The organism is Microcystis sp. M144S2 (genome assembly GCF_020246065.1).
Taxonomy (GTDB): Bacteria; Cyanobacteriota; Cyanobacteriia; order Cyanobacteriales; family Microcystaceae; genus Microcystis; species Microcystis ichthyoblabe_A.
Genome location: NZ_JADBTR010000138.1, coordinates 1 through 13990 on the forward strand (window position 1 = coordinate 1; position 13990 = coordinate 13990).

Below are 13990 nucleotides of genomic sequence, written 5' to 3' on the forward strand. Positions count from 1 at the left end.
AATTAGACAAGAATTTCCGGATTTGGCGGCAAAGTATTTCGACAACAAACCCTATTTTTGGGCGGGAGCTTATTTCGTGGCTAGTTGTGGCGACGTTACTGTCGAACAACTAAAAAAATACGTCGAGAACCAAAACTCCCCAAAAGTGGAAAGGCTACTGCGTTAGTTTCATTCTGGTCGCGATTCATCTCCCGTTAACCGCTACGCAGTTTAACGGGAGATGAATCGCGACCTTGAGATAGGGGTGAGGGGTGGGGCAGATTTTTCAGGGATCGGTAAACAGTAAACAGTGAAAATACTCCTCACCTAATACCGCTTACCGATCACCGATAACTTAATTATTGGCCATCACCCAATTAACTAGAGTGCGGACGGGAAAACCGGTAGCCCCGGAATTATTAACGCCATTTTCTTTGTCGGACCAGACCGGTCCTGCGATATCTAGGTGGAGCCAGGGAGTATTATTAATGAATTGCTTCAAAAATAAAGCGGCTGTAATGGAACCGCCGGGGCGCGGGCCGGTGTTTTTCATATCGGCAATTTGAGACTTCAGACCCTCGAAATATTTTTCTTCTAGAGGCATTGGCCAGAATTTTTCGCCGGCTAATTTAGCGGCCTCTTGGAGTTGAACAGTGAGACTCTCATCGCTACTCCATAAACCGGCGATATCGTCACCCAAAGCGATGACACAGGCCCCGGTTAAAGTGGCTAGATCGATGATCGCATCCACCTCTAATTTTTCCGCAAAAACCAAGCCATCGGCCAGGGTTAATCGTCCCTCGGCATCGGTGTTATTGACTTCAATAGTTTTGCCGTTAGAAGCGGTTAAAATGTCCCCGGGGTGCATAGCGCGACCACTAATCATATTTTCCGTAGCCGGACAGATAAAGTGTACTTCCACTTCTGGCTGTAATTGGGCGATCGCCTTGGCAGCGCCTAGGGTAGCGGCACCACCCCCCATATCCATTTTCATGGTTTCGATGCCACTGCCGGCCCCTTTAATATTCAAACCGCCGGAATCAAAGGTTAAACTTTTACCGACGATTGCTAGTTTACGTTTCGGGGTTCCTTGGGGTTTATAGATTAAATGAATGAATTTCGGGGGAATATCCGATGCTTTTGCCACTCCTAGGAAGGCTCCCATACCCAAGCTTTCGCATTCTTCCTGTTCCAGAATTTTGAGACTTAATCCGTATTCGCTGGCAATTTGCTCGGCGGTTTCTGCCATGGTTAGGGGGGTAACGGTGTTAGCGGGAGCATTGACTAATTCTCTGGCCAGAATCACCCCAGAACAGATCTGCTCGGCTTTGGCGATCGCCGATGCTTGCTCTCCTAAACCCAATAACTCGACGGTTTCTAATTTGGCTCCTTTTTCCTCCTTAGTGGACTTGAAGCGGGTATCCTGATGAGTGGCCAGCAGCAGCCCTTCCGTGATTGCTCCGGCAGTGGCGGACTGATCCCCAACTACTGGTAAACTGATGGCCAGAGCTTGGCTTTTTTGTTGTTTGGCCAGACGAGCGATCGCGGCGGCCGCTAGACGCAGGGTTTGCAGGTCGAAATCGGCAGTTTTTCCCAATCCCACCAGGATTAATTTGCGAATCGGACCACCACCACCTAGACGAGTCGCCGCACTGCTGCCTAATTTTCCCTCGAATTCCGTCTCGGAGATGAGTTCCTCTAGATTTCCCCCCAGTTTATCGTTTAACTCTGCCAATTCTCCTGCAATCTCGATGGCTCCTTCTGGTAAACCCAGGGCTAAAGTATCTCCTGTCCAAGTAAGGAGCGAGGTGTCAGTCGATCGAATATCCATTCTTTATCTCGATAATTCTTTGTAAAATGCTTCTATTAATCACTATACTGTAAGCTCTATCAGTGGCTGTCTTATTCTTTGTGTGATAATTTTAACTTATATAGTAGTGATCGATCTCTGTGTCCTTTGTGTCTGGAGTGGTTCGTTCCACTCACTCGCCCATAAGACTGTATCTTAACGTCAGTTCGGGATAAGGGAATTTTGCCATAGCTTCCACGAAAGAATAGGAGTTTCAGGCTACGGTAGCATCAGGGTTTTAGCTTATCCCGAACTGAGGTTACCTACTTAGGGTTTGCGGCAAAAAGTTTTTCGTGGGGGCAGGGTGTGGGCTTCGGCCGTGAGCTCAGCCGAACGGGTGTAGGGTGTAGGGTGTAGGGTTTTAGCGATTTTCAGGACGTTCGGCGAGCTCAGTCGAGTGGACGGTGAGCCTGTCGAACCGCCGGGGTCAATTACCTAATTTTCAGGGAAAAAGTGCCTAAACTTCCCCCCGATCACCCCAATGTCTGGCACTTTTTGATGGGAAAAAAGTCTAAAATTCTTATCCAACAAGGTTTTTAGATTTATTCAGCAAGCCCTACTTAACTGGTAACTGGTAACTGGTAACTGATAACTGATAACTGGTAACTGATAACTGATAACTGATAACTGGTAACTGATAACTGATAACTGATAACTGATAACTGATAACTGAATCAATGCGTTATCGACGATTTGGCCGTACTAATTGCCAATTTTCGCTGTTTTCTCTGGGGACAATGCGCTGTTTGTCCTCAGAGTCAGTGTTTGCCGCAACACTCGATCGCGCCCTAGAATTGGGGATTAATCACCTAGAAACGGCCAGAGGTTACGGTAATAGCGAAGTTTTTCTCGGTCGCTACCTGCAGCGTCAAGGAGTGCGGGAGCGGGTTTATCTGACCACGAAATTGGTTCCCACTCCCGATCGCCAAACTATGGAAAAAGCGATCGCCGAATCCCTAGAACGATTACAATTAAATTACCTCGATTGTCTAGCAATTCACGGTATTAACACCCGCGAGCATTTAAACTGGATTAAAGACCCGCAAGGCTGCATGAAAGCCGTTTTTATGGCCCAAGAAGCTGGAAAAATCGGTCATATTGGCTTTTCTACCCATGCACCCCTAGAAATTATTCTGGAGACGATCAATACAGATTTCTTCGCTTTTGTCAATATCCATTACTATTTTTTTTGGCAAAGACAGCAACCAGCGATCGCTTTAGCCCAAGCAAAGGACATGGGTGTGTTTATTATTTCCCCTGCTGATAAGGGAGGTAATCTCCACAGACCTCCCAAGAAGCTAGAGGAATTATGCGCCCCTTTTTCACCCCTAGAGCTAAATTATCGCTTTTTATTGAGCGATCCGCGCATTACTACCCTCAGCGTCGGGGCAGCGATACCAGAGGAATTAGAGGCAATTATTAACGTATGCGAAGAAGATCAGCCCCTAGATGCGGCAGAAATTGCCGTTTTTAAGCGTTTAGAGACACATTTAACCGATAAATTGGCCACAGATCTATGTAGCCAATGTTATCAATGTTTACCCTGTCCTGAAAATATTAATATCCCCGAAGTGTTGAGACTGCGGAATCTGGCAGTAGCTTACGAAATGACCGATTTTGGCCAGTATCGCTATCGAATGCTGGAAAATGCCGGTCATTGGTTCCCCGGACGCAAGGCCAATAATTGTACTGAATGTGGTGATTGTTTACCTCGCTGCCCGGAAAAATTGCCGATTCCCAGTCTGTTATTTGATACACACGAACTACTTAACGGACCAGCGCAACGGAGATTGTGGTCATCTTAGGACGAAACTGGGAAAAATTTTTTTTGGGGATCGTCAAAGTGTAAAAACTATCTTAAGATTAACAGGTAAGAGAATTAACTTTCTTGAATTTAAAGAGACAAAAAACAAGAAATAGATTAAGGAGTAAAGGATATGGCACTCGTCCCCATGCGGTTATTGTTGGATCACGCGGCTGAGAACGGATATGGCATCCCCGCTTTTAACGTAAATAATATGGAGCAGATCCAAGCGATCATGCAAGCGGCGGCAGCCACCGACAGCCCCGTTATCCTACAAGCTTCTCGCGGTGCGCGCAAATATGCAGGGGAAAACTTCCTGCGTCACTTGATCACCGCCGCGGTGGAAACCTATCCTCATATCCCCATCGTGATGCACCAAGATCACGGTAATGAACCCGCCACCTGCTACTCGGCCATCCGTAACGGTTTCACCAGCGTCATGATGGATGGTTCCTTAGAAGCGGATGCTAAAACTCCCGCCACCTACGAGTACAACGTTAACGTTACTGCTGAAGTGGTAAAAGTTGCCCACTCGATCGGTGCTAGTGTGGAAGGGGAACTCGGTTGTTTAGGTTCCTTAGAAACCGGTAAAGGAGAAGCGGAAGATGGCCACGGTTTTGAGGGAGAATTAGATCACTCGATGCTGTTAACCGATCCCGATGAAGCGGTGGATTTCGTCGAAAGAACCCAAGTAGATGCTTTAGCAGTAGCCATTGGTACTAGCCACGGCGCTTACAAATTTACCCGCAAACCCACCGGCGAAATTCTCGCTATTAGCCGCATTGAAGAAATTCATAACCGCTTACCCAATACTCACTTGGTCATGCACGGTTCTTCCTCGGTTCCTGAAGATCTGCTCGAATTAATCAACCAATTCGGTGGCGCTATCCCTGAAACCTACGGTGTTCCCGTGGAAGAAATCCAAAAAGGCATCAAGAGTGGTGTGCGTAAAATCAATATCGACACCGACTGCCGTTTAGCAATTACCGCCGCAGTTCGTGAAGCACTATTCAGCAACCCGAAAGAGTTTGATCCCCGTTTCTTCCTGAAACCCTCGATCACCTATATGCAGAAAGTTTGTGCCGATCGCTATCAACAATTTGGTACCGCCGGTAACGCCAGCAAAATCAAACAAATGTCCCTCGATGACTACGCAGCCAAATATGCTAAAGGGCAATTAACCCAAGTCAGCAAAAAAGTTGTGGCTGTCTAGTAGCTGAACAATTAAGCGATCGCTTAATGGCACCGATCTAGTAGAATTTTTTGGGGTAGTTAACCATAACTACCCTCTTTTTTATGGGAATGCCTTCAAGGGAAAGAGTTACCAGATAAGAATCGATTTCAGAGAAAAGACTATACTGAAAATAATCAGCAGATCAGCACTGGATTTATAAGAGAAGCAAGATGAGAAAAAAATCGTTGTGGGCTGGATTATTGGTGGGATTTTGGTTTTGTCTAACTTGGATGGCATGGACGCCCACAGCAGCCGCCTTTAGCGAAGAACAAAAATTACTACTGCAATCTTGGCGATTAGTCAACCAATCTTATTATGATGACACCTTTAATCATCAAAACTGGTGGCAGGTGCGGGAACAATTCATCAAAAAACCCCTCAACGATCGGACGGCAGCCTATAATGCGATCGAACAGATGTTAGCTACCCTCGATGAACCCTTTACCCGTCTCCTGCGACCGGATCAATACCATAACCTACAAATTAGCACCACGGGGGAATTATCGGGGGTAGGACTGCAAATTAATATCAATCCCGACAATGGTTACTTAGAAGTGGTTGCCCCTCTTGCCGGTTCTCCTGCCGAGGCCGCTGGTTTGACTAGCCACGATCGCATTTTGTTTATTGATGGGATCGATACCACTACTTTAACCCTCGATGCGGCGGCGGCCAAAATGCGCGGCACCCCCGGAACAGAAGTTTCCTTAGTCATTCTTCCCGATCAAAAAAGTCAACCAAAAACCCTATCTTTAACCCGTCAACGCATTTCTTTAAGTCCAGTGGTAGCGGTTTTGGATAAAAATTCTAGTTCCTTGCCGATCGGTTATGTGCGCTTAAATCAATTTAGTGCTAACGCTGCCAAAGAAGTCTCGGAAGCTGTGACGAACCTACAAAAACAAGGAGCCAAGGGTTATATTTTAGATTTAAGAAATAACCCTGGTGGTTTACTGCAAGCGGGCATAGAAATCGCTCGGATGTGGATTAATCAGGGAACGATCGTTTATACGGTTAATCGTGAGGGAATTGCCGATAGTTTTGCCGCTGCTGGCAATGCTTTAACCGATGCGCCTTTAGTGGTTTTAGTCAATCAGGGAACCGCCAGCGCCAGCGAGATTTTAGCCGGAGCATTACAGGACAATCAGCGAGGGGTTTTAGTGGGAGAAAAGACTTTCGGTAAGGGATTAATTCAGTCCCTATTCGAGTTACCCGATGGCGCAGGATTAGCGATTACCGTGGCGAAATATGAAACTCCCGGCCACCATGATATTCATAAGTTAGGAATTATGCCGGATCAAGTGGTGGCACAGGAACCGATCACCTATGAGGAAATCGGCACCGAAAAAGATAGTCAATACCAAACGGCGATTCAGTTTTTAAACCAGAAGACCGTTTTAGCCAAAGCTTCCTAAGTGGGGTTTTCAGTTATCAGTTATCAGTTACCAGTTATCAGATGCGAGTTTTCAGGATTCTTCGTTACTTGGTCTGCTTCGATCGGGTGGCATAAATCGACTAAATTCTTATCTGGCAAGAGATTTAATTGATTAGTTCGCTCTAGAGCGAAAACAATTAACAAAAATCGCCAAATGTCTTTCTCTATAAGAGTTTCATTCCTTATAACCCTGTACGTTGCATAAGACAAACCGAAGAACCATAATTCATAATTCATAATTACTAGGGCATAAATCGAACAAATTAGCCATTTTTTCCATCAATATCTAAATTAAGATGGAAACCTGTTTGATTTGAAGAGAATGCTAACATCGATTAGAATTTTCCCAGTCCGGGCTTTTCAGTCTTGCAACCTTGACTCATCCTTAATTTTACTGCCATGCAGAGATATATTCGATCGCCCCTAGCCCTAACCCTGAGCATCAGCCTCTTAGCTAATTTTTTAACCGCTTGTAATAATGCCCAAACCCCGGATAACAACACCTCTAGTCCCACCACCACTGCCCCCAGTGATGAGGGACTAAAATTAGGGGCCTTACTGCCCATTACCGGAGATTTAGCCGCTATTGGTCAAAATATGCCCGAAGCGGCTGCCCTAGCGGTAGAGACTATCAATGCCTGTGGTGGAGTCAATGGCAAACCCGTCACCCTGGTGAAAGAAGATGACCAAACCGATCCCGCTGCCGGTGCTTCAGCGATGACGAAACTAGCGGAGGTGGATAAAGTAGCCGGTGTGATCGGTTCTTTTGCCAGTAGTGTATCGGGAGCAGCCGTCGATGTGGCGGTGAGAAATAAAGTTATGTTAGTCTCTCCGGGTAGCACCAGTCCCGTATTTACTGACAGGGCGAAAAAAGGCGATTTTCAAGGTTTTTGGGCGCGGACGGCTCCCCCAGACACCTACCAAGCTCAAGCTTTAGCGGTCCTAGCTAAGAAAAAGGGTTTTCAAAATGTGGCCACCGTCGTGATCAATAACGATTATGGAGTCGGATTTGAACGGGAATTCGTGAGCGCTTTCGATAAATTAGGCGGCACTATCACTAATAAGCAAAATCCTGTCCGTTATGACCCGAAAGCTGCCACTCTCGATAGTGAAGCGGCGGCTGCCTTCGCTAACCAACCGGATGCTGTAGCGGCAGTCCTTTACGCTGAAACGGGCAGTTTATTGCTACAAGCGGCCTATAAACAGGGATTGACCAAAGGAGTTACTGTCCTCCTCACCGATGGGGTTTATTCGGAAGATTTCACCAAACAGGTGGGGAAAGGAACCGATGGTAAGTCAATTATTGCTGGCGCCCTAGGCACGGTCCCGGGGGCCGACGGTCAAGCTTTAAGCGCTTTTACTAGCCTCTGGAAAGAAAAAACTGGCAAGGATGTCACTGCTTTTGTTCCCCATACTTGGGACGCGGCGATTTTATTGATGTTAGCGGCTGAGGCGGCTAAATCTAACACTGGTGAAGGGATTCAAAGCAAGATTCGTGAGGTGGCTAATGGCCCTGGGACGGAAGTGACCGATGCTTGTCAAGCCATGGAAATGATTCGCAAAGGCGAAGATATTAACTATCAGGGGGCCAGTGGTAATGTGGATATCGACGAAAATGGCGATGTGGTCGGTAGTTACGATGTCTGGACGGTTAAGGATGACGGGACTCTCAAGGTTATTGATAAGGTGACACCCAATCAGTAATCAGTAATCAGTGATCAGTAATCAATAATCAGGAGGCAAAAGGCAAAAGGCAAAAGGCAGGAGGCAAAAGGCAAAAGGCAGGAGGCAAAAGGCAGGAGGCAAAAGGCAAAAGGCAAAAGGCAAAAGGCAAAAGGCAAAAGGCAAAAGGCAGAAGGCAAAAGGCAAAAGGCAGGAGGCAAAAGGCAAAAGGCAGGAGGCAAAAGGCAGCTTTATTCTCCCCACACCCCCGCTCCTCTCTCCCCTCAACACCCACGAAGTCCGTTGACAGTAGCATACTTTGTGCTTTTTGTCAAAAAAACTTTTTTTTTGCAATAAAACTACACAAAAAAAAGATCATCGTTGTGGGTGAAATTGACTCATTTACCTGTCTTAATTAGGATTACCTTCTAGCTGTGGCAAGGGTTTCAAGCGTTGCTGTCCAAAAAAGCACAAGATAGGCCATTATGAAATTCAGTAAAATCGCTGTAACCATTGTAACATCGTTGTTAAATAAAAATCTTTCTCAATTAATTTTTAAGAATTTGTAAATATTGCGGAATGTTAATTTAAATATTCTCAAGTTTTTGTCATCAATCAATAATTTTTGCTTATCTTGGTCGAACATTGGGTTAGGAGTCAGGAATCCGTCGTCAGGAGATTATTTTTATTTATTCTTCCCACTCCCTACACCCCACCTCATAATTCATAATTCATAATTCATCACCGATCACCGAAAACCGAGACAGTTTTCTGAGGACTTTTTTTACTGGTGGGAACTGGATCGGGGTCATTTTCTTCCCTGGCCACCCGGATTAAGAGGGCGGCTAAAAAGAGACTGGCTAAACTGGAACTGCCGCCATAACTAAAGAAAGGGAAAGGTAAGCCAGTAGTGGGTAAAGAACCAGTGGCCACACCGATATTTAACAGAGATTGACCGATTAAAATAACCATCGCCCCGATCGCCACTAATTTTTTGATGCGATGACGACATTTAACCGCCACGATCAGGGCGAGAGTAGCGTAGAGAAATAGCATAATTAACAGTAAAATACCGCCAATAAAACCAAATTCCTCGCCAAAGACAGCGAAAATAAAATCCGTATCCGGGAAGGGTAGATAAAATAATTTTTGTTGGGATAAACCGTAACCGCTGCCGGTGGTTCCGCCAGAACCGATCGCCAGTAAACTCTGCACTAATTGATAACCATCACCCCGGGGATCCTGCCAGGGGTCTAAGAAAGATAAAATCCGTTTTCTCTGGTATTCGCGGAAAGTAACACTAACCACAGCCATAGTTAAACCCAGTAAAGCACTACTGGTCATGTAGGATAAAGGCAGACCGGAGGCAAGAGCGATCAGCCAGAGAGTTATACCACACAGAGCAGTGGTACTCAAGTTAGGTTGTAAGAGGATGCCCGCTAGAATTAGGCCAAAAATAGCAATCCAAGTTAACCGTTGATTGACATTTAAACGCGGCCATCCACCGAAAACCGCCGCTCCTTGCAGGACGAGAAACGGTTTCATAAATTCCGACGGTTGCAAGAGAATCGGCCCGATTTTAATCCAACGGGTGGCACCGTTGATATTAGCTCCCAAACCGGGGATGAGAGTGATCAAAATTAATCCTAAAACTAATAAAATCATCCAGGGGGCGATTTTGAGGAGTTTCTCGATCGGCAATCGCACCAGGAAATTAAAGCCAATTAAGCCAACCCAAAGCCAGATTAATTGGCGGATAAAATAGTATAGTCCGTTATCAAAGCGACTGTCAGCCAGAGCGTAGGAAGCGGAAAAAAGCACGACTAACCCGACTAACAGCCACAAAAAGGTCATCCAGCGCAATAATCGCGCTTCGGCTGACCAGTTTTTCACATCGGGGTCAAAAATAGGGATAATGTATTGCCACACGGAGATTTTTCGAGAAGAAGTATCTTGCACAGATTAACCGAAAAGACTAGGCTCGATCGCGGTTTGTTCCACTATCCGACGGCTACATGACCGATTAAACCCGCATTTTCACCGTGCCATTCTAGGGTATCACCGATCGCCTGACCGTCGTGATAGGCAGCCAAGAGAATTTCCGCCGTTTTCCCCCAAACAATATTACCCTGACGATCGAGGGAAATCATGCCCAGATCCCGACCATTAGTTTGGGATTCGTGCATCGATTTCTTCACGGCAGCGGCGAGGGAAAAACCATCGGTGACGCGAATGACCACCTTAGCGGCTAAACACTCATCGATAATATCTTCCCCGACCCCCGTACAACTTACTCCGGCCCATGGATTGGCATAATTGCCGGCCGGCATGGCACTGTCACTAACGCGACCAATTCTTTCTAATCCCTTCCCCCCGGTAGAAGTTCCGGCGGCGATGTCTCCTTGTTGATCAAGAGCTACTACCCCGATAGTTCCCCGTTGCGCTGACGAGTCGGCGAATAAACGGGCCATTTTGCGATTAAAATTCGTCTTTCTTTCCTCCATCCATTCTTGAATCCGATAATCGGTGAGGGGATCATAGAGGGGAATTTGTAATTCTCGGGCCAGATCTGCAGCCCCAATTTCCGAGAGAATGCGATCCTCTTGACTTTGGAGAAAGTGGGCTAGGCTAATGGGATTCTGTACCCGCGAGACGTTAATGACACCGCTTAAACGCTGATGACGACCATCCATCAAGGCTGCACTCATTCGCACCTGACCATCCGATTGCACCACCGAACCGGTCCCAGCATTAAATCGCGGTTCATCCTCCAGTAACATACATCCTTTTGTCACCGCATCCACAGCACTAGCACCATTGTCAAGGAGGTTGTAAATATTCTTAACAATCCCCCGGAGAGAATCGCGCACTGATTCTAAACCACCTTTGTCCTCTAGGGAACTCGCTCCCCCATGAATAATTAACTTCGGATTTACTCTGGTCATCGAAAAATTGAGTCCGAAACCCCGTCTCTTGAGGACGGCTTTACCATTAAATAGTAGCGCATTTACACCATATATCTTGACTTCCCCTTTAACAAAAGGGCATAAACTGTACTGTAAGCTGCCCGCGCATTTAAATTGCTTAACAGCTTATCAAATATTTTTTCGACATTTTTATTTGAATTAGGGTTTGCTGAATAAGTACGGGCGAAGCATTCGGATAGAAAATCTACCTTTTCACCGATAGGTTATTGTCCGAATGCTTCGCCCCTACAGGACGCGGGCCGATGAAGACGCAAGGTTTTGAACGACGATTCTCTCAAAATCTTGCACCTGTTTCGCGAGAAAAGCCCCAAAACCTTTACTTTGCCTACATTTCAAATTTATTCAGCAAACCCGAATTAGAGAAGACAGGAAGGGACAACCCAAAAGAAAACCCAACCACCGCCATGGGAAGATTGGGTTTTCTGGTTATCAATGGATTTTAAGGGGCCAAAGCGTTACCGCGCAGGAGAGAACCGATAGTTTTAGCGGTAATCTTCATCTGTACGAGAGGATTAGCGGGAACAACGGTTTTATAGAGATAACTGTCAAAAGTCATCTTCTGTACATCCTTATCGGAACACATTTCCACAAAAGCTTCCCGGGTGGCATCGGTACGGTAGAAAACCCGTTGCAGGATATCTAATACCAGATAGGTCACACCGTATTTCTTGTCCCAACGCTTGAGGTAGAGTTTTAACTCGTCCTCTGTGGGAATACGTTGGCCGCCGTTGGTGACTTCGACAATGGTTTCGGCACACATCCGCGCTGATTTAGCGGCGAAATAGATGCCTTCTCCCGAAGACTTAGTAACTGTTCCCGCAGCATCGCCTACGAGGGCCACGCGACCGACTACACGGCGAGGACGGGGATGTTCGGGGATGGGGTGAGCCTCCACGCGGATGATTTCGCCTCCTTCCAGACGACGGGCTGCGCGAGCGCGAATACCAGCTTGTAGGTCTTTAATCATGGCTTTATTGACCTTCATTGTGCCAGTACCGACGGCGACGTGATCGTATTTGGGGAATACCCAAGCGTAGAAGTCGGGGGATACGTCTTTTCCTACATACATTTCGGCCAGATCTTCGTAGTAGGCCATTTTATCTTGGGGGAGACGGATGCGTTCTTGGAAAGCGATCGCATAGTTGTAATCCCCGGCATCAATAGCTTTGGCAATGCGGGAATTAGCACCGTCGGCGCCGATAACCATATCCACCTTCAGAGATTTCATTTCCCCTTGGGAATTGCCGTGGGAGTGATCGGCGTAGTGTAGGGTATAGGGATCGGTGCTATTGGTGGGAATGTCGAGACCGTAAACGGTTCCGTTGATTAAATGCGCTCCTAATTTATGGGCGCGTTCTCTCATAAAACCGTCGAGGACTTCCCGACGACACATTCCGATATATTCGTCTTGATTATCGAGATTAATATCGACTTCGACGTTAGAGGGGGAGATCATTTTCATTTTTCTCACCCGGCGATCGATAATTTCAGGAGGTAGGTCAAATTCGCTCACCATACAGAGAGGAATCGCTCCACCACAGGGTTTAGCATTATCTAATTTGCGTTCAAATAAATAGGTTTCAATGCCTGCTTTAGCTAATGTTTCTGCCGCCGAAGAACCGGCCGGCCCTGAACCCACAACAGCGACTCTTAACACTCAGGTTTTCTCCTACATACTTACGAGCGAGTACGCTTTGCAGTGTACCACAGGGGTTTAGCCGAAAGGAACGGGATTCTCCGATTCTGCCCGATCTTGCAACAGTGCTTAACATCCTCTGTTACAAAAGTTTATTTTATTGCCTGTAGATGTTTTTTTATCGATGTGTTGTATTGTGTTACACCCCTCTTCCAAATTGGAAAAGGGGATAGCTGCAAGGATTGTTAAGCTCTTGCTTTCAACCAATCGCTAATAGCGGGGGGTAAATCCCGTTGCACTTTGCCACTGACATACATTCCGATATGTCCGACGGGGAAAGCACAAGCGGTATAGTCAGAAGTACCGATATAATTCCCTAAAGCGAGGGAAGAAGCGGGAGGTACAAGGTGATCTTTATCCGCATAAAGATTGAGAATTGGCATGGTCAGATTGTGTAAATCTACCCGTTTATCTCCTAACATCACTTCCCCTTTAATCAGTTTATTTTGCTGATAGAAATCCTTGAGAAACTGTCGGTAGGATTCTCCTGCTTGGTCGGGACTATCAAAAATCCATTTTTCCATACGCAGAAAATTAACTAATTTTGATTCGTCTTCCATGATGTCAGGAAAATCGAGGTATTTCTGATAACCTAACTGCAAAGGTTTCAATTCCAGAAATTCTAAGTTGAGAAAATCTCCCGGGATATTGCCCATGGTATCTACCATTAAATCGATGTCTAATGCTTCGGATCCTAGGGAACACCCCCCGCGCATATTTAAGAGGGTCTCGGTTTGATAAAAGTCCACCGGTGTCACCATTGTCACCAGATTTTTTATCTTATCGGGGTAGAGGGAACTATAGCATAAACTAAAGGTTCCCCCCTGACAGATTCCTAACAGATTAATTTTGTCGAGATGGTGACTTTGACGAATAAAATCGACGCAATTATCCACATAACCATTGATATAATCATCAAGGGTTAACCAGCGATCGCTTCTGGTGGGATATCCCCAATCAATTAAGTAGATATCTAAGCCTAATTTCAGCAGATTGGCCACTAAAGAACGCCCTTCCTGTAAATCTACCATGTAGGGACGATTGACCAAAGCATAAACCATCAACAAGGGAATCTCGAAAGGTTTTTCAACCACGGGTTTAAAGTGGTAGAGAATGATTTTATCTTCCCGATAAACTGCTTCTTTTTCCGAGACTCCACACTGAATATCTTCTTCTTTAACTCGTTTGAGATTGTCTAAACCTTTGAGATTTTTTTGAGTTAATTCTAGATAATCTTGGGTAAAATCTTCCAGTTTCACTTGCGTCAAAAATGGCCACATAATTTAATTCTCCTAGAAAAGTGGGGAAGTGGGGATTTTTCAGTGAGCAGTGAACAGTAAACAGTAATCA

At 45.9% G+C, this 13990-nt stretch carries 11 protein-coding genes; 6 read left to right on the forward strand and 5 right to left on the reverse strand.

What is annotated here, in order from left to right:
- A partial coding sequence (locus IM462_RS15880) for a transposase (protein WP_287704779.1) occupies nt 1-166 on the forward strand: 166 nt, incomplete at its 5' end.
- Nucleotides 167-334: 168 nt separating this feature from the next.
- Here IM462_RS15880 and IM462_RS15885 read toward each other — a convergent pair.
- Nucleotides 335-1810: a leucyl aminopeptidase gene (locus IM462_RS15885; RefSeq protein WP_287704728.1), complete on the reverse strand. Its 1476-nt coding sequence runs from the start codon at nt 1808-1810 to the stop codon at nt 335-337.
- Between the two features lie 695 nt (nt 1811-2505).
- Between IM462_RS15885 and IM462_RS15890 the strand changes: the two genes are divergently transcribed.
- The 4 genes from IM462_RS15890 (at nt 2506) to IM462_RS15905 (ending at nt 7999) form a co-directional block, all read left to right on the forward strand.
- Nucleotides 2506-3633, forward strand: coding sequence for an aldo/keto reductase (locus IM462_RS15890; RefSeq protein ID WP_287704730.1), 1128 nt, complete (start codon nt 2506-2508; stop codon nt 3631-3633).
- Between the two features lie 132 nt (nt 3634-3765).
- On the forward strand, nt 3766-4845 hold the full coding sequence (gene fba / locus IM462_RS15895) for a class II fructose-bisphosphate aldolase (protein ID WP_002744497.1): 1080 nt from the start codon (nt 3766-3768) through the stop codon (nt 4843-4845).
- 191 nt (nt 4846-5036) lie between these two features.
- Nucleotides 5037-6275 (forward strand): carboxyl-terminal processing protease CtpA, encoded by a 1239-nt coding sequence (ctpA, locus tag IM462_RS15900; protein ID WP_287704732.1) that lies wholly within the window; start codon nt 5037-5039, stop codon nt 6273-6275.
- A 419-nt stretch (nt 6276-6694) separates the two neighbouring features.
- Nucleotides 6695-7999, forward strand: coding sequence for an ABC transporter substrate-binding protein (locus tag IM462_RS15905; RefSeq protein ID WP_287704734.1), 1305 nt, complete (start codon nt 6695-6697; stop codon nt 7997-7999).
- A 699-nt stretch (nt 8000-8698) separates the two neighbouring features.
- Here the strand turns inward: IM462_RS15905 and IM462_RS15910 are convergent.
- Together IM462_RS15910 and IM462_RS15915 are read right to left on the reverse strand one after the other, a co-directional pair.
- Nucleotides 8699-9886 carry an FtsW/RodA/SpoVE family cell cycle protein gene (locus IM462_RS15910; protein ID WP_287704781.1) on the reverse strand — a complete coding sequence of 396 codons (1188 nt, stop codon included), beginning with the start codon at nt 9884-9886 and terminating at the stop codon, nt 8699-8701.
- 71 nt (nt 9887-9957) lie between these two features.
- Nucleotides 9958-10902 carry an isoaspartyl peptidase/L-asparaginase gene (locus tag IM462_RS15915; RefSeq protein ID WP_287704737.1) on the reverse strand — a complete coding sequence of 315 codons (945 nt, stop codon included), beginning with the start codon at nt 10900-10902 and terminating at the stop codon, nt 9958-9960.
- A gap of 284 nt (nt 10903-11186) precedes the next feature.
- On the opposite strand from IM462_RS15915, the gene IM462_RS15920 reads away from it, so the two are divergent.
- Nucleotides 11187-11387, forward strand: a complete 201-nt coding sequence (locus tag IM462_RS15920; RefSeq protein WP_287704739.1) for a hypothetical protein — start codon at nt 11187-11189, stop codon at nt 11385-11387.
- Here the strand turns inward: IM462_RS15920 and chlP are convergent.
- Both chlP and IM462_RS15930 read right to left on the reverse strand, forming a co-directional pair.
- Nucleotides 11384-12601 (reverse strand): geranylgeranyl reductase, encoded by a 1218-nt coding sequence (gene chlP, locus IM462_RS15925; protein ID WP_287704741.1) that lies wholly within the window; start codon nt 12599-12601, stop codon nt 11384-11386. The two genes, IM462_RS15920 and chlP, sit on opposite strands and share 4 nt — an antisense overlap.
- Nucleotides 12602-12825: 224 nt before the next feature.
- Nucleotides 12826-13920 (reverse strand): class III poly(R)-hydroxyalkanoic acid synthase subunit PhaC, encoded by a 1095-nt coding sequence (locus IM462_RS15930; protein ID WP_002772718.1) that lies wholly within the window; start codon nt 13918-13920, stop codon nt 12826-12828.
- Nucleotides 13921-13990: the final 70 nt, after the last annotated feature.

What these genes read in the sequence shown, in the direction of transcription:
- IM462_RS15905 (WP_287704734.1), top strand. Translation starts at nt 6,695, where the DNA reads ATGCAGAGATATATTCGATCGCCCCTAGCCCTAACCCTGAGCATCAGC.
- fba (WP_002744497.1), top strand. Translation starts at nt 3,766, where the DNA reads ATGGCACTCGTCCCCATGCGGTTATTGTTGGATCACGCGGCTGAGAAC.
- IM462_RS15890 (WP_287704730.1), top strand. Translation starts at nt 2,506, where the DNA reads ATGCGTTATCGACGATTTGGCCGTACTAATTGCCAATTTTCGCTGTTT.
- IM462_RS15920 (WP_287704739.1), top strand. Translation starts at nt 11,187, where the DNA reads ATGAAGACGCAAGGTTTTGAACGACGATTCTCTCAAAATCTTGCACCT.
- IM462_RS15930 (WP_002772718.1), bottom strand. Translation starts at nt 13,920, where the DNA reads ATGTGGCCATTTTTGACGCAAGTGAAACTGGAAGATTTTACCCAAGAT.
- ctpA (WP_287704732.1), top strand. Translation starts at nt 5,037, where the DNA reads ATGAGAAAAAAATCGTTGTGGGCTGGATTATTGGTGGGATTTTGGTTT.
- IM462_RS15885 (WP_287704728.1), bottom strand. Translation starts at nt 1,810, where the DNA reads ATGGATATTCGATCGACTGACACCTCGCTCCTTACTTGGACAGGAGAT.
- IM462_RS15915 (WP_287704737.1), bottom strand. Translation starts at nt 10,902, where the DNA reads ATGACCAGAGTAAATCCGAAGTTAATTATTCATGGGGGAGCGAGTTCC.